This is a genomic window from Streptomyces sp. NPDC026515 (assembly GCF_055567595.1).
In genome coordinates this window covers 58,415-77,232 of the sequence record NZ_JBVHQD010000009.1, presented here as the reverse complement: position 1 = coordinate 77,232, position 18,818 = coordinate 58,415, and the positions used below count along the sequence as shown (strand labels likewise).

18 protein-coding genes and 1 pseudogene are annotated in these 18,818 nt (G+C 72.5%); 8 read left to right on the top strand and 11 right to left on the bottom strand.

The features are described 5' to 3' along the window. Window positions 1–8: 8 nt before the first annotated feature. Window positions 9–2,351, bottom strand: a complete 2,343-nt coding sequence (locus ACZ4O3_RS20185; RefSeq protein ID WP_467723339.1) for an FdhF/YdeP family oxidoreductase — start codon at window positions 2,349–2,351, stop codon at window positions 9–11. 57 nt (window positions 2,352–2,408) lie between these two features. On the opposite strand from ACZ4O3_RS20185, the gene ACZ4O3_RS20180 reads away from it, so the two are divergent. Further along, window positions 2,409–2,852, top strand: coding sequence for a polyprenyl synthetase family protein (locus ACZ4O3_RS20180; RefSeq protein ID WP_362717384.1), 444 nt, complete (start codon window positions 2,409–2,411; stop codon window positions 2,850–2,852). Between the two features lie 117 nt (window positions 2,853–2,969). Here ACZ4O3_RS20180 and ACZ4O3_RS20175 read toward each other — a convergent pair whose 3' ends face one another. The 4 genes from ACZ4O3_RS20175 to ACZ4O3_RS20160 all read right to left on the bottom strand — a co-directional run bounded on the left by ACZ4O3_RS20175 (window position 2,970) and on the right by ACZ4O3_RS20160 (window position 5,020). Continuing rightward, entirely contained in the window at window positions 2,970–3,353 is a 384-nt protein-coding gene (locus ACZ4O3_RS20175) for an NUDIX hydrolase (protein ID WP_467723653.1), read from the bottom strand. A gap of 79 nt (window positions 3,354–3,432) precedes the next feature. Further along, window positions 3,433–4,065, bottom strand: a complete 633-nt coding sequence (locus ACZ4O3_RS20170) for a DUF1345 domain-containing protein (RefSeq protein WP_467723337.1) — start codon at window positions 4,063–4,065, stop codon at window positions 3,433–3,435. Window positions 4,066–4,071: 6 nt separating this feature from the next. Further along, window positions 4,072–4,428, bottom strand: coding sequence for a MazG-like family protein (locus ACZ4O3_RS20165; protein WP_467723336.1), 357 nt, complete (start codon window positions 4,426–4,428; stop codon window positions 4,072–4,074). Between the two features lie 46 nt (window positions 4,429–4,474). Continuing rightward, complete coding sequence (locus ACZ4O3_RS20160; protein ID WP_467723334.1) at window positions 4,475–5,020, bottom strand: DoxX family protein; 546 nt, start codon at window positions 5,018–5,020, stop codon at window positions 4,475–4,477. 119 nt (window positions 5,021–5,139) lie between these two features. Here ACZ4O3_RS20160 and ACZ4O3_RS20155 point away from each other — a divergent pair, with 119 nt between their 5' ends. Together ACZ4O3_RS20155 and ACZ4O3_RS20150 are read left to right on the top strand one after the other, a co-directional pair. Next, window positions 5,140–5,466 carry a nuclear transport factor 2 family protein gene (locus tag ACZ4O3_RS20155; RefSeq protein ID WP_362717396.1) on the top strand — a complete coding sequence of 109 codons (327 nt, stop codon included), beginning with the start codon at window positions 5,140–5,142 and terminating at the stop codon, window positions 5,464–5,466. Between the two features lie 71 nt (window positions 5,467–5,537). Next, window positions 5,538–6,524: an aldo/keto reductase gene (locus ACZ4O3_RS20150; RefSeq protein ID WP_362717399.1), complete on the top strand. Its 987-nt coding sequence runs from the start codon at window positions 5,538–5,540 to the stop codon at window positions 6,522–6,524. Between the two features lie 171 nt (window positions 6,525–6,695). Here ACZ4O3_RS20150 and ACZ4O3_RS20145 read toward each other — a convergent pair. Continuing rightward, window positions 6,696–7,373 (bottom strand): annotated as a pseudogene (locus ACZ4O3_RS20145) (ABC transporter ATP-binding protein); the annotation flags it as partial. Between the two features lie 88 nt (window positions 7,374–7,461). Then, window positions 7,462–8,904, bottom strand: a complete 1,443-nt coding sequence (locus ACZ4O3_RS20140) for an ABC transporter permease (RefSeq protein WP_467723331.1) — start codon at window positions 8,902–8,904, stop codon at window positions 7,462–7,464. Between the two features lie 173 nt (window positions 8,905–9,077). Here ACZ4O3_RS20140 and ACZ4O3_RS20135 point away from each other — a divergent pair, with 173 nt between their 5' ends. Next, entirely contained in the window at window positions 9,078–10,292 is a 1,215-nt protein-coding gene (locus tag ACZ4O3_RS20135) for a D-alanyl-D-alanine carboxypeptidase family protein (protein ID WP_467723329.1), read from the top strand. A 240-nt stretch (window positions 10,293–10,532) separates the two neighbouring features. Here the strand turns inward: ACZ4O3_RS20135 and ACZ4O3_RS20130 are convergent, their stop codons facing one another. Both ACZ4O3_RS20130 and ACZ4O3_RS20125 read right to left on the bottom strand, forming a co-directional pair. After that, window positions 10,533–11,291 (bottom strand): SDR family oxidoreductase, encoded by a 759-nt coding sequence (locus tag ACZ4O3_RS20130; RefSeq protein ID WP_467723327.1) that lies wholly within the window; start codon window positions 11,289–11,291, stop codon window positions 10,533–10,535. A 123-nt stretch (window positions 11,292–11,414) separates the two neighbouring features. Then, entirely contained in the window at window positions 11,415–12,410 is a 996-nt protein-coding gene (locus tag ACZ4O3_RS20125; RefSeq protein WP_384987479.1) for a Gfo/Idh/MocA family protein, read from the bottom strand. A 144-nt stretch (window positions 12,411–12,554) separates the two neighbouring features. Here ACZ4O3_RS20125 and ACZ4O3_RS20120 point away from each other — a divergent pair, with 144 nt between their 5' ends. The 4 genes from ACZ4O3_RS20120 (at window position 12,555) to ACZ4O3_RS20105 (ending at window position 16,920) form a co-directional block, all read left to right on the top strand. Then, complete coding sequence (locus ACZ4O3_RS20120) at window positions 12,555–13,859, top strand: multidrug effflux MFS transporter (protein WP_467723652.1); 1,305 nt, start codon at window positions 12,555–12,557, stop codon at window positions 13,857–13,859. Beyond that, window positions 13,799–14,995, top strand: a complete 1,197-nt coding sequence (locus tag ACZ4O3_RS20115; RefSeq protein WP_362727323.1) for a serine hydrolase domain-containing protein — start codon at window positions 13,799–13,801, stop codon at window positions 14,993–14,995. Before ACZ4O3_RS20120 ends, ACZ4O3_RS20115 begins: the two co-directional genes overlap by 61 nt. An 80-nt stretch (window positions 14,996–15,075) precedes the next feature. Beyond that, window positions 15,076–16,083: a small ribosomal subunit Rsm22 family protein gene (locus ACZ4O3_RS20110; protein ID WP_467723325.1), complete on the top strand. Its 1,008-nt coding sequence runs from the start codon at window positions 15,076–15,078 to the stop codon at window positions 16,081–16,083. Between the two features lie 93 nt (window positions 16,084–16,176). After that, window positions 16,177–16,920, top strand: a complete 744-nt coding sequence (locus ACZ4O3_RS20105) for a bifunctional DNA primase/polymerase (RefSeq protein ID WP_362726015.1) — start codon at window positions 16,177–16,179, stop codon at window positions 16,918–16,920. A gap of 52 nt (window positions 16,921–16,972) precedes the next feature. Here the strand turns inward: ACZ4O3_RS20105 and ACZ4O3_RS20100 are convergent, their stop codons facing one another. Then, a complete protein-coding gene (locus ACZ4O3_RS20100) occupies window positions 16,973–17,983 on the bottom strand; it encodes an SCO2278 family lipoprotein (RefSeq protein WP_362726018.1) in 1,011 nt (336 codons plus the stop codon). Beyond that, entirely contained in the window at window positions 17,922–18,815 is an 894-nt protein-coding gene (gene efeU, locus ACZ4O3_RS20095) for an iron uptake transporter permease EfeU (protein WP_362726021.1), read from the bottom strand. The genes ACZ4O3_RS20100 and efeU overlap by 62 nt, the downstream gene beginning before the upstream one ends. Between the last annotated feature and the right edge of the window lie 3 nt (window positions 18,816–18,818).

Sequence of the window (18,818 nt, the reverse complement as noted above, 5' to 3'; positions counted from 1 at the left end):
AGCCGCGCTCAGGGGGTTGCCGCCCGGCTGATCGTCGCCCTGATGTGCTTCATCAGGGGCTGGTCGCTCTGTTCGCTGTAGTCGCACAGGGCGATCAGGACGTTCATCTCCGGCATGTAGCCGGCCGCGCAGCCCCCGGGGAGGTCGTAGGGGATGGCCAGACAGCCGTTCAGGGTGCGGGTGGTGCCGTCCTTGGCGGTACTGGTGATGTCGACCGGATCGAACTCCTCGATGCTGCGCTCGCGCATGTCGGAGGGGTTCATGAAGACCAGGGTGCGCAGGTTCCTGACGCCCCGGTAGCGGTCGTTGTCGGAGTAGATCGTGGTGTTCCACTGGTCGTGGGAGCGCATGGTGCCCAGGGCCAGGGTGCCCGGCGGGGGGACGACGTCCGGGAGCGGTGCCGAGGAGAACTCGGCGAGCCCGGAGCCGGTACGGAAGACCAGTTCGCGGGCCGGCTGGCGGATGCGGAAGCCCAGGGGGAGGCGGACCCGGCGGTTGAAGTCCTCGAAGCCGTCCAGGACCTGGGCCATGGTGTCGCGGATGCGGTCGTAGTCCTCGACGTACCACGACCAGGGGGTGGTGGAGTCGGGGAGGGCCGCCCGGGCGACACCCGCGATGACGGCGGGCTCGGAGAGCAGGTGCGGGGAGGCGGGCTTCTTCATGCCCACCGACAGGTGCACCATGCTCATCGAGTCCTCCACCGAGGTGGACTGGACGCCGCCTCGCTGGTGGTCCTTCTCGGTGCGGCCCAGGCACGGGAGGATCAGGGCCCGGCGGCCGTGGACCAGGTGGCTGCGGTTCAGCTTGGTGCTCACCTGGACCGTGAGGTCGCAGGAGCGCAGGGCCTCGTAGGTGGCCCGGGTGTCCGGCGCGGCCAGCGCGAAGTTGCCGCCCATGCCGACGAACACCTTGATGCCGCCGCGCAGCATCGCCTCGATGGTGCCGACGGTGTCCAGGCCGTGCTCCCTGGGCGGGGTGATGCCGCAGACCCCGGCCAGCCGGTCCAGGAACGCCGGTTCGGGCCGGTGGTCGATGCCGCACGTGCGGTTGCCCTGGACGTTGCTGTGGCCGCGCACCGGCGAGGGACCGGCGCCCTCCCGTCCCAGGTTGCCCCGGAGCAGCAGCAGGTTGACGATCTCCCGTACCGTGTCCACGCCGTGCTCGTGCTGGTTCACGCCCAGGCACCAGCTGACGATGGAGCGGTCGGCCTCCCGGTAGATCCGCGCCGCGTGCAGGATGTCGGCGCGGCCGATGCCGGACTGGCGCTCGATCTCCTCCCACGGCGTGGCCTCGCACACCGCGCGGTACTCCTCGAAGCCGGTCGTGTGGCGGTCGATGAACTCCTGGTCCAGGGCCTTGGGGTCGGACGTGGACTGGTCCAGGACCGCCTTGGCGATGCCCCGCATCAGCGCCATGTCACCGCCGATGCGCACCTGGAGGTTCAGGGTGCCGGTGCGGGTCGCGTGGAAGGCCGCCATGTCAACGAAGTCGTGCGGGATGATCGTGCGCCGCGACGCCGCCTCGATCAGCGGATTGACGTGCACGATCCGCGTGCCGCGCCGGTAGGCCTCGGCCAGGGCCGTCAGCATCCGGGGCGCGTTCGACGCCGCGTTCACCCCCATGATGAACAGGGCGTCCGTGGCCTCCCAGTCCTTGAGGTCGACGGTCCCCTTGCCGGTGCCGAGCGAGGTGGTGAGGGCGCGTCCGCTCGCCTCGTGGCACATGTTGGAGCAGTCCGGCAGGTTGTTGGTGCCCAGTTCACGGGCCAGGAGCTGGTACAGGAAGGTGGCCTCGTTGCCGAGCCGGCCCGAGGTGTAGAACGACGCCTGGTTCGGATCGTCCAGCTCCCGCAGCGCGCGTCCGGCCAGCTCGAACGCGTCCCGCCAGCTGATCGGCACGTAGTGGTCCGACCCGGCGTCGTACACCATCGGCTCGGTCAGCCGGCCCTGGTCCTCCAGCGCGAAGTCGCTCCACTCGGACAGTTCGGCGACGGAGTGGGCGGCGAAGAAGTCACGCCCGACCCGCTTGTGGGTCATCTCCCAGGTGACGTGCTTGACCCCGTTCTCGCACAGGTCGAGCCGCAGGCCCTTGGTGTCGTCGGGCCACGCGCAGCCGGGGCAGTCGAAGCCGTTCCCCTCGTGGTTCATCTTCATGATCGCCCGGGGGCCGTCCACGAGCGCGTGTTCCCGCAGCAGGAACTTCGAGACGCTCTTGGCGGCGCCCCAGCCGGCGGCCGGGTGGTGGTAGGGGTGGAAGAACGGCTCCCCCGGCGGCCTCGGCCCCACCCGGGGCTCGATCTCCTCCCCCGTGCCCCGTCCCAGCCGCTTCGGCTCGTCGTGGGAGGTACTCATGGCTCTCGCCTTCACCGTCGAGAGTGCACGCCGCCGGTCTCGGTGGCCTCCTTTGCCATGCTAGGCACGCCTGTCGGGCCTCGCGAGGGGGAGAACGAGGGGCGGGGGCGAGGGAGAGGCATCTGCGCGCAGATGCGGGACGACTGCCTGGACCTGTTCGGGGACGGCGAGGTGATGGGCAAGGCGACCGGAACGGACATCCGCGACGGCAAGCATAGTTACGTGGTGGCCGCGCTGCTTTCCCCGTCCGACGGTCTCGGTGGCGCGGAGCGGGCCGTGCTGGAGACGGCGCTCGGCGACCCCGCCTGCACCGCGGGGACGATCGACACGATCCGGGAGATCGCCGAGGCGCGTGGGGTGGCCGGGCGGCTACGGGCACGGATGCGTGATCACGCCGAGCAGGCCGCCCTGGTGGCCGGTGGCTGGCGGGCGCACTGGCGGGGCGAGGCGGTCGACTTCTTCACGCTGCTGCCGCACTGGAGCGTCGAACGCTCCCACTGAACCCGCCCGGCCGCGGTACCGACACGCCCGCCCGGCCCGGAGGGTTCGTCCGGGGCCCCGGGGCCCCGGCGTGGCTCGGCCGGTGTACGGGTCGTCAGGAGGACGGCCGGCGTCGGGCTACACGGGTGTGTGGCCCTCCAGATAGACGCGGACGGGTCCGGGAAGCCCCATGCCGATGGCTTCCGTGAACGGGGACCACCTGAGGTGCTCCGCGCCGAGCCGCGCCTCCGCCGACGGGGTCTCGGACAGCAGCCGGCACACCACGAAGGAGTGCGCGTCCGGCGCGGCCGTGTCCGCCGCCGGCCGCAGCAGCGTCGAGCCGTCGACGAGGTAACCGGTCAGCTCGTACACCAGCCGCGCCGCCGTGGCCGTCGCGGATTCCGCCGGTTCGGGAGCGCCCGACGGCAGTTCCCAGCCGGGCTGCCCGTTCACCAGCAGCACCCGCCCGTTGTAGACGACGACCGCCTCCACCACGCCCGCGGCGGCCTGCTCCGAGATCATCCCCACCCCTGCCCTCCCGTCGCGCCGGTCGACGCGACGCATCCTTCCTACCCTGGCCACACCGGCTCACGCCGCGAGGTCAGCCGCTGACGATGCCGACCACGAGGTTGATCGCGGTGGCGAGAATGCCGGTGCCGAAGACGTAGGACAGCAGCGTGTGACGCAGCACGATCGCCCGGATCGCCGAACTCGACACATCGGTGTCGGAGACCTGGTAGGTCATCCCGAGGTTGTAGCTGAAGTAGAAGAAGTCCTGGTACGCCGGCGGGTCGTCCGAGTTGAAGTCGATCCCGCCCCCGGCCTCGTAGTACACGTAGGCGTAACGGGCGGCGTACATCAGGTGCAGCGCGCCCCAGGCCGTGAAGACCCCGCACAGGGCGAGAGCCGCCGCCACGTGACCGGGGTCGGACCTGCCGCGCAGGAGCAGCAGCACGATGGCGGCCAGCGCGCACAGGGCCACCGCGACCACCACGGGTTCCTCGGTGCCGGGACGGAAGTCCTCACGCCGCGCGTTGCGGTGGGTGGCCGCGGCGTCCATCGGCAACAGCACCGCCCAGCCCGTCAGGACGAAGGCCAGTTCCGTCGTGGCGATCGCGGCCAGCGCCCCGAGTGCTCCGTCGGCCGCCAGCGCCACGGCCACGCCGACCACCGCTCCGACGACCGCCGCGACGGTGAGGCGGGGCACGGCGTCCAGGGGCAGGGAACGTCTCATGCGTCGTCACGGTAGTGGCGTCGTCGCCCCCGGGCCCAGCGAGCGTGCCGTCACCCCCGCCAGGTGGCGTTCGAAGACGGCGCGTGTGTCCGGCGTCAGCGTCCGCAACGCCACCAGCGCCGTGATCACCACGTCGCACAGCTCGCGCTGTACGTCGTCCCACGTGTGGCTGACACCCTTGCGGGGGTTCTGGCCGGTCGCGCCGATCACCGCCTGGGCGACCTCGCCGACCTCCTCGGTCAGCTTCAGCATCCGCAGGACGAGGCCGGTGTCGCCGTCGTGCACGCGGTGGGTCTCCAGCCAGGTCCAGAGGTCGTCGATGGCGGCCCATACGTCCACGGGCGGGGTCGGCTGCTGCGTCATGACGCCGTAGCCTGCCATGCCCCGCCCCCCGCTCACCGCGCCGCGGTCACTGCTCGAACAGCGCCTCCTGCTCGCCCTCCCGCCGCCGCTGCACCCGCTGGTTCCGGGCTCCGACCACGGCCGCCGTGACCGCCGCCGTGACGCCCAGTGCCACCGGGACCATCCAGCCCCGGTCGAAGACGTGCCCGAGCGTGTGGTCCAGGGAGAGCCGGCCGGGCCCGGTGACCGCCAGGCCCGCGGCGGTCAGGCCGAGGCTCGCCGCGTGCTCGTAGCCGCCCTCCGCCGCGAAGAAGCCGTTCGGCAGATGCAGCGCGGCCGCGCCCGCCATCGCACCGGCCGCCGCCGCCCCCGCCGCCGGGGTCGCCAGGCCCAGCGCCAGCAGGGAGCCGCCACCCGCCTCCGCCAGTCCGGCCGCCAGCGCGCTCTGCCGCCCGGGCGCGTACCCGACCGACTCCATGAACTGTCCGGTGCCCTCGACGCCGCCCCCGCCGAACCAGCCGAACAGTTTCTGCGCGCCGTGTGCCGCCAGCACGCCGCCGGTCCCCAGCCGGAGCAGCAGCAGGCCCACGTCACGTCGGTCGTAGCAGGTCACGGCGGCTCCTCGGGAAGCGGACGGATCAGATCTCCACCGTCGCACCGGGCCACCCGGGTGGCCCGCCCTCACCGCCGTTCGGGTGGCGGGTCCCCGGCCGCGGTGTGACGCTGACTCGCATGACGATCAAGACAGCCAAGCTCAGCGACCCGGCGGTCCGGGCCTTCGTCACCGCCGTCAACGCCAACGACCGCGAGCGCCTCACGGAACTCCTCACTGCGGACGCGACGATGGCGGACGACGGCTCCGACCGGGACCTCGACGAGTGGATCGACCGGGAGATCTTCTCCTCCAACGGCCACCTGGACGTCGACAACGAGTCCAACGGCGGCCGTTCCCTGCTCGCCCACTACCGCAACGACACCTGGGGCGAGATGGTCACCCGCTGGAACTTCACGGTCGAGGACGACGGCCGCATCTCCCGCTTCGAGACCGGGCAGGCCTGACGACAGGTCCGGCAACAGGTCCGGCAACCCCCCTTGTCCTCGTGTGCACTTCAACTCCTACCGTCCCGGGCATGGACAGCTACCGCACCACCAGGACCCTGGGACGTTCCGGCATCGAGGTCAGCGCGCTCGGCTTCGGCTGCTGGGCCATCGGCGGCGAGTGGCAGGACGCGGGCGGGCAGCCGCTCGGCTGGGGGAAGGTCGACGACGAGGAGTCCGTACGGGCCGTGCACCGCGCCCTCGACCTCGGCGTCACCTTCTTCGACACCGCCGACACCTACGGCGCCGGGCACAGCGAGCGTGTCCTCGGCCGCGCCCTCGGCAAGCGGCGGGACGAGGCCGTCGTCGCCACCAAGTGGGGCAACGTCTTCGACGAGCACAGCCGCACGCTCACCGGCAGCGACGACTCCCCGGCCCATGTCCGCCGTGCCCTCACCGCCTCCCTGCGCCGTCTCGGCACCGACCACGTCGACCTCTACCAGCTGCACCTCTCCGACGCCGACCCGGCTCGTGCCGCCGAACTGCGCGACGTCTGCGAGGAGTTGGTGACGGAGGGACTGATCAGGGCGTACGGCTGGAGCACCGACGACCCGGCCCGCGCGGCCGTCTTCGCCGAGGGCCCGAACTGCGCGGCCGTGCAGCACACCCTCAACGTGCTCCAGGACGCGCCCGAACTCCTGCGAACAGCGGCCGACCTGGACCTCGCCGCCGTCAACCGCAGCCCGCTCGCGATGGGGTTGCTCGGCGGGCGGCGGGCGGCGGCCGGTGCGGGGGACATCCGGAGCAGGCCGCCGGCCTGGCTGCCCGGGTTCGGGGACGGGACCGGGGCCGATCCCGAGTGGGTCGCGCGGATCGACGCGCTGCGGGCCGTCCTGACCAGCGGCGGCCGGACCCTCGCGCAGGGCGCCCTCGGCTGGATCTGGGCGCGCAGCCCGCGTACGGTCCCCATCCCGGGCTTCCGGTCCGTCGCACAGGCCGAGGACAACGCCGGAGCGATGGCGAAGGGGCCGCTCACCGCCGGACAACTGGCCGAGATCGACCTGTTGCTCGGACGCTGAACGGCCGCCGCGGACGCGGTGGCGACCCCGTCAGTGGCCCGGTCCGCCGCCGTACTGCCGCTGCGCGTACGGCTGCCGGCCGTACCCCTCGGGCTGCCGGCCGTGGTCGGCGGCCTGCTGGGCGTACTGCTGTCCGTGCCCCTGTCCGTGACTCTGCCCGTGGCTCGGTCCGGGGCCCTGTTCGGTGAGGGTGATCCGGCCGGCCCTGATGGTGGCCAGGCGCGGGGCGCGGCGGGCGATGGAGGAGTCGTGGGTGACCATGACGAAGGTCAGCCGGTACTCGTGCCACAGGCCCTCCAGCAGGCCCACGATGTCGTCCCGGGTGCCCTCGTCGAGGTTGCCGGTGGGCTCGTCGGCGAGCAGCACCTTCGGCCTCTTCACCAGCGCACGGGCGATGGCGACCCGCTGCTGCTGGCCGCCGGAGAGCTCCGCGGGGGCGTGGGTGAGGCGCTCGCCCAGGCCCACCGAGCGCAGCGCCTGAGCCGCCCGCTCGCGCCGCTCGGCCGGCTTCACGCCGAGCGGCACCAGGGCCGTCTCGACGTTCTCCCGCGCGGTCAGCGTCGGGATCAGGTTGAACGACTGGAAGATGATGCCGATCTTCTCGGCCCGCAGCCGGGTCAGCTTCGCCTCGCTGATCCGCGCGAGGTCGACGCCGTCCAGCTCGACACCGCCCTCGGTCGGCCGGTCCAGGCCGCCGATCATCTGGAGCAGCGTCGACTTGCCGCCGCCGGTCGGGCCCTGGATGACGAGCTGGTCGCCGTCCTCGATGGTCAGGTCGATGCCGCGCAGCGCCTCGACCGTCTCCTTGCCCCGGGTGTAGCGCTTGGTGACTGCGGTGAGTCTGTACATGGGTTCTCCACTGGGTGGTGAGCGGGGCGGGGCGCCGCGTCCCGGGGGGATCGGAAGCGGCGCCCCGGTCCAAGGGGGGCTGGCGGTGTTACGAGACGCTGCGCAGGGCGTCGGCCGGGCGCATCCGGGAGGCGCGCCAGCCGCCCATCGCGCCGGCGATCAGACCGCCGGCGACCGCGAGGCCGACCGCGAGCGCGATGGTGGTGAGGGAGACCGGCGCGCTCAGCGCGATCTCCGTGGTGTTCTGGGCGGCCTGCCGGCCGGGGCCGCCCATGCCGCCAGCGCCGCCCGTGCCGCCCAGCCGGGCGGTCAGCTCGGGGCTGATCGCGGTCACCGCGTAGGCCGCGCCGACGCCGAGGGCGATACCGAGGGCGCCCCCGATCAGGCCGTTGACCATGGACTCGCCGACCACCTGCCGGGTGACGTTCCCGGAGGGCCAGCCCAGCGCCTTCAGGGTGCCGAACTCACGCACCCGGCGGGAGACCGCGGAGGAGGTCAGCAGTGCCGCCACCAGGAAGGCGGCCACCAGGACGGCGACGGACAGCCACTTGCCGACGCTGGTCGCCAGGCTGGAGGCGGTGGAGAGGGAACCGGAGACGGTGGACGCCAGGTCCGCGGAGGTGGTGACCGTCGTACCGGAGATGTCGGCCGTGATCTCCTTCTTCACGGCGGTGATCCGCTGGGAGCCGGTCGCCTTGACGTAGATCGTGGTGACCTGGTTCTTCGCGTCGCCGAGGGTCTGCGCGGCCTTCAGCGGCACGAACACGTCGGTGTCGGACTCGCTGCTGTCCGGGGTCGCGATGCCGATGACGGTGAACCTGGTGCCGGAGATCTTGAAGGTCGAGCCGACCTTGTACTTCTTCTCCTTGGCGTACGACTTGCTGACCACCGCGGCCTTGGCGCCGGTCTGCGCCGAGGTGAAGGTCCTGCCCGAGGTGATCTTCATCGGGGAGAGCGGGCCGAGGCCCTGGTGGGCCACGTCGACGCCGACGACGGAGTAGCTGTTGACGTTGAAGTCGGCGCCGCCGCCCTGGACCTGGGGCTGGCCGGTGGAGGTGCCGCCGCCCGGCCGGCCCTGGCCGCCGCTGTTGCCGCTGCCGCTGGAGCTCTGCGCCTTGCCCTGGGTGAAGGAGCCGTCGACCCTGGTGACGTTCAGGGAGAGCGCCCCGACCGCGCTCTCCACGCCCTTCTGCGCGGCGACCTTGGTGACCAGGGCCGACTTCAGGGCCTGACCTCCCTGCGTCATCACCCGGTCCGAGCTCTGCGTGGAACTGCCGCTGGACTTGGCGTCGAACGTGAAGTCGGGGCCGCCGGAGCTGCCCGAGGTGGGTGCCGTACGGGCCTTGGTGACCGTCATGTCGGTACCGAGGCCGTACAGCGACTCGAGGACCTTGTCCTGTGCCTGGGTCATGCCGGCCGACACCGAGTTGACCGTGATGACCAGGGCGATTCCGAGCGCCAGACCCAGTGCGATGACCAGGGCCGCCTTCTTTCTGCGGCCCAGTTCGCGCTTGAGATAGATGCCAAACATCCCGTTCCTCGAAGGTTCTTGGCGCCCGCTGTGGGCGCTGCCTCAAGCTAGGGAGAAACCTTTGAGTCACACTGGGCAAAAGATGTGTCAGAGCTGAGAAAGCCCGTAGTCTCATCAAACTTTCATAAGACAGCAAATTCCTCGCGTGCCGGAGGGGACCACCCGGGAATCGGATGTTCGATTCGGTGTACCGTCCCCGGGTGCGCGATTCCTCTCGGCTGACCAGGCGTGCCGTCCTCGGACTCACGGCCGCCGCTCTTCCCCTCTCCACGGCGGCCCCTGCCTCGGCCGCCACCGTCATAGGGGGCGAACGCCTCGCCCGCGGCGGCGTCCAGGTGCGGGGGGCCACCGGTCTCCCCAAGAAGATCACCGCCCATGCCTGGCTGCTCGCCGACTGCGCGAGCGGGGAGGTGCTGGCCTCCTACGACGCGCACCGGCGCCTGGCGCCCGCGTCCACCCTGAAGATGCTGTTCGCGGACACCGTGCTGAAGAAGTTCGAGCGGACCGAGCGCTACCGGGTCAAGGACAGTGACATCTCCGACGTCCCGGCCGGCTCCAGCCTGGTCGGCATCAAGCCCGGTATCACCTACACCGTCGAGCAGCTGTGGCAGGGCGTCTTCCTGCGCTCCGGCAACGACGCCGTGCACGTCCTCGCCCACATGAACGGCGGCGTCGCGAAGACCGTCGCCGAGATGCAGGCCAGGGCGGCCGACCTGCAGGCGATGGACACCCATGTGGTCAGCCCGGACGGTTTCGACCACCCCGGCCAGCTGTCCTCCGCCTACGACCTGACCCTGTTCGCCCGGCACGGGCTGAGGGACGACGACTTCCGGGGCTACTGCGGCACCAGGACCGCCGACTTCCCGGCCGGGGGCAAGAAGACCTTCCAGATCCAGAACACCGACCGTCTGCTCACCGGTTCCTGGGGACTGGGCGTCTACAAGGGCCTGTTCGGCGTCAAGAACGGTTACACCAGTCACGCCGGCAACACCTTCACCGGCGGTGCCACCCGGGGCGGCCGCACCCTGCTGGTCACCGTGATGCACCCCGACAGCGGCAGCAACGCCGTGTACGAGGAGACCGCCGCCCTGCTCGACTGGGGCTTCGGGAAGGGGAGTTCGGCGCAGGCGGTGGGCATGCTGGTCGACCCGCTGAGCGAGGGCGGTGCGGGCGCGAGTCCGTCGCCGTCGAAGGGCGCGGTGGGCGCGGGAGCACCCGGGACGCGGGCGGCCGGCAGCGGGTCCTCCGGTGCCTCGCCGTGGCTGTCCGTGGGCGGCGCGGCGGGCGTGCTGGCACTCGCGGGCGCCGGCGCCTGGGGTCTGCGCAGGCGGCGGACGGCGAAGGCCGCGGCACAGGGGGCCGGTCCGGGCGACGCGCAGGGGAGTTGACCGCACGCGGCAGCCGTCCCGCCCACCGGTGCGTACCCGCGGTCCCGCACGGGTCCACCCCCACCCGGTCCGGTGGGACGGCTGCCGCCTCCCCCCTCGATGTGGTTCGGCGGAACACCAGAGCTTCAACTGTGAAGTTCTGGTGGAGGAAAGTTGAGCATAGGCGCGTTACCGGCCGCAATACCGCGGACGTCGGAATTCCGCTTGTGCAGGTTGAGAAGACCGGGGCTGAACGGAGGTTCAGCCCCGGCCCACGTACGGCATCGCCGTCGCCAGCACCGTCGCGAACTGCACGTTCGCCGCCAGCGGCAGCTCGGCCATGTGCCGTACGGTGCGCGCCACATCGGCCACGTCCATCACCGGCTCCGGGGCGATCTCCCCGCTCGCCTGGAGGACGCCGGCCCGCATCGCGGCCGTCATGTCGGTGGCCGCGTTGCCGATGTCGATCTGCCCGACCGCGATGCCGTACGGCCGTCCGTCCAGGGACAGGGACTTGGTCAGCCCCGTGAGGGCGTGCTTGGTCGCCGTGTACGCGACGGAGCGCGGGCGGGGCGTGTGCGCCGAGACGGACCCGTTGTTGATGATCCGCCCGCCCTGCGGCTCCTGCTCCTTCATCTGCCGGAACGCCGCCTGCGCGCACAGGAACGCCCCGTTGAGGTTGGTGTCCACGACGTGCCGCCACGCGTCGTAGGCGAGTTCCTCCACGGGCACCCCGCCGGGCCCGAACGTCCCCGCGTTGTTGAACAGCAGGTCCACCCGCCCGAACCGGGTCACGGCCGCCGCGAACAGGGCGGTCACGTCCTCCGGCCGCGCCACGTCCGTGCGTACGACGAGCGAGGCGCCCTCGGGCGCGAGCGCCGCCGTCTCCTCCAGGGTCCGGGGCCGGCGGCCGGCCAGTGTCACCGACCAGCCGGCCCGTAGCAGCTCCACGGCCACGGCCCGTCCGATACCGGAACCGGCGCCGGTGACCACGGCGATCTTCGATTGCTTGGCATCCATGGGGTGGCAGCGTAGGCGCTCCGCCGGGGAGGGCCGTGATCGGTCGTCGGTCGGCCGCGGCGCCGTCGTGGCTTGTCGCGCCCGCGCGGCGGAGCCGCACATCGGACACGCCCCGCGCCCCTTTCAGGGGCGTTCGTAGTCGACGCCGATCTGGTCGCGGAGGGTGTCCAGGGTGCGCATGACGGCGAGGGTGCCGTCGAGGGGGACGAGCGGGGACTCCTTCTCGCCGGCCCGCAGGGCGCGCATCACCTCCCGGGCCTCGTGGCGGAACGTGTTCCGCGGGCCGTCGGCCGGGTCCAGGACGAACTCCTCGGGATCGCGGCCGTCGCGGTGCAGGACGAAGCGTTCGGGGTTGAAGAAGCCGTCCGGGACGTCGATCCGGCCCCGGGAGCCGGTGACCGACGCGGTGGTGCCGGTGCCGCCGACGATGGAGCAGTGCACCATCGCGAGAGCACCGCTCTCCCAGGAGAGCAGCGCACCCGTCTGGAGATCGACGCCCTCCGCCGAGAGCATCGCTCGCGCCGACAGCCCGTCCGGCTCGCCCAGCAGCAGTTGCGCGAACGACACCGGGTACACCCCCAGATCGAGCAGCGCGCCCCCGCCCTGCGCCGGGTCCCGCAGCCGGTGCGCCGGCGGGAACGGCCCCTCCAGGCCGAAGTCCGCCTGCACGGTCCGTATCTCGCCGATCGCCCCGTCCGCGACCAGCGTCTTCAGCCGCCGCACCAGCGGATTGCAGTACATCCACATCGCCTCCATCAGGAAGCGGTCGTGCTCCTTGGCCAGCGCCACCAGTTCCGCGGCCTCGCGGACGTCGATCGTGAACGCCTTCTCGCACAGCACGTTCCGCCCGGCCTCCAGGCACAGCCCGGCCGCCGCCCGGTGCGCCGAGTGCGGGGTGGCGACGTACACGACATCGATGTCCTCGTCCCGGGCCAGCGACTCCCAGTCGCCGTACGCCCGGCCGATCCCGAACCGCTCCGCGAACGCCTCCGCGGACTTCGCCGTCCGCGAGGCGACCGCCGTGATCTCCGCGTCCGGCAGATCCACCAGGTCCGCCGCGAACGCCGCCGCGATCCCGCCGGTCGCCAGGATCCCCCAGCGCACCTTCTGCTCAGCCATCCCGGCAGCCCCACCCTCGCTCATGTGTTTCCCGGCAGTACGTACGAGCTGAGAGCATAGGCGGCGGACATCGGGGTTCATCAAGAGCGGATCCGCGGACCGAGACCGCCGGGAACCGAAGGAGCGGGGGGACACATGCGCCAGATGCCGGAGCGGCCGGCACCGCCGACGCCGGACGCCCAGGACACCGCCGCGCCCCCCACGGCCACCCCCACCGCCCGCCGGGCCGGCCTGCTGCTGGTGCTGGTCCTCGGCGCGCTCACCGCGACACCCCCGCTGGCCATGGACATGTACCTCCCGTCCCTGCCCGAGGTCACCCGCTCGCTGCACGCCCCCGCCGCGACCGTCCAGCTCACCCTCACCGCCTGCCTCGCCGGCATGGCCCTCGGCCAGCTGGTCGTCGGCCCGATGAGCGACCGCTGGGGCCGCCGCCGCCCGCTGCTGGCCGGCCTCGCCGTCTACGTCGCCGCCACCGCCCTGTGCGCGCTGGCGCCGAACGTCGGGACGCTGGTCGCCTTCCGCCTCGCCCAGGGCCTCGCCGGCGCCGCCGGCATCGTCATCGCCCGGGCCGTCGTACGCGACCTCTACGACGGTGTCGCGATGGCCCGCTTCTTCTCCACCCTGATGCTGGTCTCCGGGGCCGCCCCCATCGTCGCCCCGCTGATCGGCGGCCAGATCCTGCGGGTGACGGACTGGCGGGGCGTGTTCGTCGTCCTCACGGCCGTCGGCGCGGTCCTCGCCGCGGTGGTGTGGACGAAGTTCCCGGAGACCCTGCCGGCGGCCGGCCGGCACGCCGGGGGAGCGGCCGCCGCCGTCCGCGCCATGCGCACCCTGCTCGCCGACCTCCCCTTCACCGGCTACCTGCTCGCGGGCGGCTTCGCCTTCGCCGCGCTGTTCGCCTACATATCGGCCTCGCCCTTCGTCGTCCAGGAGATCTACGGCGCCTCCCCGCAGACCTTCAGCCTGCTCTTCGGGCTCAACTCGGTCGGGCTGGTCATCGCCGGGCAGATCAACGGCAAGGTGCTGGTCGGCCGGGTCAGCCTGGACAAGGTGCTCGGCGCGGGACTGGCCGTGACCGTGCTCGCCGCGACCGCCCTGCTCCTCATCGCGACCGGGGTCTTCGGCCCGGTCGGTCTCGCCCCCGTCGCCACGGCCCTGTTCGTGCTGATGTCCGCGATGGGCTTCACCCTTCCCAACGCCCAGTCCCTCGCCCTGCTGCGCACCCGGCACACCGCCGGAACCGCGTCCGCGCTGCTCGGGACCTCCTCGTTCCTGGTCGGCGCGGTCGCCTCGCCGCTGGTGGGGATCGCCGGGGAGAGAACCGCCGTGCCCATGGCGATCGTCCAACTGGCCGGGACACTGGTGGCGCTGGCCTGCTTCATGGGAATGTGCCGTCCCTGGACATCACGTGGGAACACACGTGCGGGGATGGAGGGAGCAGGGAGCTGAGCGTACCGAGACTGCGCGTCGAGACACCCGAACGGGCCGGGCTCGACCCCGCGGAACTCAGGCACCTCGCGCGCGAAGTGCATGCCCTCACCGAGGGTGAGCGGCCTTGGGCGGCCGGGGCCGTGGTGGTCGCCGGACGCGGTCCCGTGATCGCCGTCCAGCAGGCGGCCGGCTGGGCGGTGCGCTGGTCCGCGTACGACCCCGAGTCGGACGCCGGTGTCGAACTGCCGCGCGCCGCCCGGGTCCCGATGACCGTCGACACCCCCTTCGACCTGGCCTCCCTCACCAAACTCTTCACCGCGGTCGCCGCAGTGCAGCAGCTCGAACGCGGCACCCTCGGCATCGACGCCCGGGTCGGCGCCTACCTCCCCGACTTCGGGGCGGCCGCCCTCCACGGCATCACCGTCCGCCAGCTCCTCACCCACACCTCAGGCCTGCGCCCCGAACTCCCCCTCTACGACTGTCCCGACGACGCGGCCCGCCTCGACCTGCTGCGGGCCGAGGCCCCGAGCAGCGCGCCCGGCGCCTACCGCTACTCGGACCTCAACATGCTCCTCCTGCAGTGCGTCCTGGAGCGGATCACCGGACGCACCCTCGACGTCCTGGTCCGCGAGGGCATCACCCGCCCGCTCGGGATGACCGCCACCGACTTCGGCCCCTGCCCCGGGGCGGTGGCCACCGAGGACCAGCGGCGGCCGTGGGCCAAGGCGGACCGGGGGATGCTGCGGGGCGTGGTCCACGACGAGAACGCCTGGGCGCTGGGCGGGGTGGCCGGGCACGCGGGCCTGTTCTCCACGGCCCGGGACCTGGCCGTCTTCTGCCGGGCGCTGCTGGCCGGCGGTGCGTACGGTCCGGCGCGCGTCCTCGGCCCCGACTTCGTGGACCTGCTCCTGGACCCGCCCGGTCTGGGGTTCCTGGTGGACCAGCGGTGGTTCATGGGCGAACTCGCCGGCCGGGGCGCGGCCGGGCACACCGGGTTCACGGGGACGAGCCTGGTGCTGGACCGGGCGACGGACACGTTCCTGGTCCTGCTGGCCAACACGGTGCACCCCCGTCGCCGCCCGGGCGGCAGCGCCCCGCGTGCGGCGGCGGCGACCCGGCTGGCGAGGGCGGTGTTCCTCAGCCCGGGGGTATGAGGGCGGACCCGGCCGGGGCGCGGGGGCGCGGGCCGGCCGGCCCCGCGACCGCGGGGTCCGGCCGCCCCTACAATCGCCGGGTGAACCACCCCGCATCCCCGGCCGACCGGCTCCGTGCCACGCTCGCCGAACTCCTCGACGGCCTGCCCCCGAAGCAGGCCGCCGGAGCCGTCGAGCGGCTGATCGCCAACTACCGGGGGGCCACCCCGACCGACACGCCGATCCTGCGGGACCGGGCCGACGTGGTGGCCTACGCGGCCTACCGGATGCCGGCCACCTTCGAGGCGGTACGGGCGGCGCTGGCGGCGTTCGCCGACGCGGCGCCGCAGGGCTGGGCACCGGGGAGCCATGTCGACGTCGGGGGCGGGACGGGCGCGGCGACCTGGGCGGTGACCGACACCTGGGCCGGCGTACGGCCGGTGACGGTCCTCGACTGGGCCGAGCCCGCGCTGGCCCTCGGCCGGGAGATCGCCGCGGCCAACCCGGAACTGCGGGAGGCGGTGTGGCAGCGCTCCCGGATCGGAGCGGCGCTCACCATAGAGAGCACCGATCTGGTCACGGTGTCGTACGTCCTCAACGAACTCGACGAGGCCGCTCGTACCGCGCTCGTCGACGCCGCCGCGACCGCCGCGCGGGCCGTCGTCATCGTCGAGGCCGGCACCCCGGCGGGCTACGCCCGGGTCATCGAGGCCCGCGACCGCCTGGTGGCCGCGGGGTTCCGGGTCGCCGCGCCCTGCCCGCACAGCGCCGCCTGCCCGATCGTCCCCGGCACCGACTGGTGCCACTTCTCGGCCCGGGTCAGCCGCTCCTCGCTGCACCGCCAGGTCAAGGGCGGGTCGCTGGCGTACGAGGACGAGAAGTTCAGCTATGTGGCGGCCACCCGCCTCCCGGCCGCCCCGGCGCCGGCCCGGGTGGTCCGGCGCCCGCAGATCCGCAAGGGCCAGGTCCTCCTCGACCTGTGCGAGAAGGACGAGCGACTGCGCCGGACGACGGTCACCAAACGCCATGGCGACCTGTACAAGGCGGCGCGGGACGCGGACTGGGGCGACGAGTGGCCGCCGCCCGGTTCGCCTGGTTCGAGGGTGTAGCTCCCGCAATTCCTTATCGCTCGCGTACCCCCCTTCACGCCCAGATGGGACGATAAGGCATGCTGGCCGGATCACAGCGAGGCGAGGCGATTCATGAGCGGGACGTTCGGCGGCCGTAACGGCCGCCAGGGCAAACTCTCCCAGTGGCTGCTCGGACGACGGCCCAAGGAGACCGCCGCCACCGACGACGACGGCCGCGCGGCCCTGCTGCTCGCCGCCGCCGAGGCGGGCCTGCCCCTGGCCCCCGCCGCGCATCCCGCCCCCGGCTACGGCTGCTCCTGCGACCGCGTCGGATGTCCCACCCCGGCCCGGCACCCGGTGTCGTTCGCGTGGCAGACGCAGTCCACCACCGACCGCGCGCAGATCGAGCGCTGGGCACGGCACCAGCCGCAGGCCAACTTCATCACCGCGACCGGGATGACCCACGACGTCCTGGACGTCCCCCTGGAGGCCGGCCGGCAGGCGCTGGAGCGGCTGCTCGCCAACGGCGTCGAGGCGGGTCCGGTCGCCGAGAGCGACGACGGCCGCATGCTGTTCTTCACCCTCACCCGCGGCACCCCCGAGGACGAGGACGAGTGGTGGCCGTGCGAGCTGGACTGCCGGCCCGAGACCATGGACGAGCACCCGGGGCTGCGCTGGCACTGCCGGGGGTCCTACGTCCTCGTACCACCCGCCCGGCTGCCCGGTGAGGACGGCCGGCAGGTGCGCTGGGTGCGTGGCCCCGAGCATCCGCTGCCCGACCCGCTGAGCCTCCTGGAGATCCTCACCGACGCCTGCGCCCGGTACGTCGGCGAGGAGTCCGACCACGCTGCCGCCGCCTGGCCGGCCAGCGGCTAGGCCCCTTCGGTCAGGCCCCTTCGGTCAGGCCCCTTCGGTCAGGCCCCTTCGGCTAGGAGCCTTCGGCGGACGTCAGACCCTGGATGCGTCCGATGACCGAGACCTTCCCGGAGCCCGCCGGGTCCAGGGCGACCTGGTTGGAGACGAACTGCATGGTCAGCGACTGCTTGATCTCACCCTTGGTGAGGGCCTTCACGTCCTGGTTCTGCGCCGGCACCGACGTGCCCGCGGCCGCGGTCTCCTTGGCGTAGTAGCGGGTGGTGAAGAACACCATCGCGCCGCCGTCGGAGGTGCGCAGGGCGAGCGGCGCGTAGTCGCCGCCCGTCAGCGGCTCGTCGATGTACTGGGTCGCCAGGCCCGGCTTGGTGGACTTACTGCGGTCCGTGCGCCAGCCGCTGGTGTGCGCGCCGTCCGCGAAGGCGGCGCCGCCGCTCTTCAGGTACGTGGCGTACTCCTGGCCCAGGTCCGCGGGAGGGACGGCGAGTCGGGGACTGCCGGCCGGCACGGTCTCGGCCCAGCCGTCCTTGTCGGTCGTGAACTTCGGTACGGCGTCCGGCGCGACCAGCGTCAGATACGCCACCTGGAACGGCTCGGAGAGGCTGTCGCGGGTGAAGACCAGCAGCCAGCGGTCGTCGCCGCCCTTGTTGCCGTGCGCGTCGGCGAGGAACCAGCGCGGCCAGCCGGCCTTCTTCGGGATGGTGTACCTGACGTCGTCGAACTCCAGTGCCGAGTGGCCGGAGTTGCCGCTCGGGCTGTTGAGGTGCCCGGCCTTCAGACGCGCGGAGTCGATGTCGGCGAGGGCACCGGTCGTGAAGTCGGCGTCCAGGGAGCCGTCGTAGGCCGCGTCGGCGTTGTTGTAGGCGGCCGTGAACTGCTTCAGCGCCTTGGCGGCCTCGGCGCGGGTGGTGGTGGGGAGTATCTCGCGCTCCCCGTGCACCACCACGCAGCCGCTCGCCGTCAGCGACACGGCGGCCAGTGAGACCGCCAGGAGCGCGTTCCGATCACGCCCGCGGAGCCTGCGGCGCCGCAGCGGGCCGCGATCCCTGGTCGTCAGGTGCGTCATCAGGTGCCTTCACCTTCCCCTTCCCGGAGCCGAACCCTACCGGGACGAAGAAGAGGACGAGTGTCGGGACCAGGTACAGCAGCCACACCGTGACCTGGAGGACGGTCGGGTCGGGCTGGAAGTTGAAGACGCCCTTGAGGAGGGTGCCGTACCAGCTGTCCGGCGGGATGGTGCCGCTGATGTCGAAGGCCTGGTTGGTCAGGCCCGGGATCCAGTCGGCCTCCTGGAGGTCGTGGAAGCCGTACGCCAGCACGCCGGCGGCGACCACGACCAGCATGCCGCCGGTCCAGGTGAAGAACTTGGCGAGGTTGATCCGCAGGGCGCCGCGGTAGAACAGCCAGCCGAGCAGGACGGCGGTGGCGAGGCCCAGGGCGACGCCGGCCAGGGGGCGCGGGGTGCCGTCGCTGGCCGCGTGCACGGACGCCCACACGAACAGGGCGGTCTCCAGGCCCTCCCGGCCCACGGCCAGGAAGGCGGTGGCGACCAGCGCGCCGGTGCCCATGGCGAGGGCCGCGTCCAGCTTGCCGTGCAGTTCCTTCTTGAGGTGCCGGGCGGTGCGCCGCATCCAGAACACCATCCACGTCACCAGGCCGACCGCGACGACGGACAGGGACCCGCCGAGCGCCTCCTGGGCCTGGAACGTCAGCTCCTGGGATCCGAATTCGAGGGCGCAGCCGAAGCCCATGGCGATCAGCACCGCCACCGCGATGCCGGTCCAGATCGGCCGCAGGGCGTCCCTGCGCCCGGTCTTGACCAGGTAGGCGATGAGGATGCAGACGACGAGCGAGGCCTCGAGGCCCTCGCGCAGCCCGATCAGATAGTTGGAGAACACGGC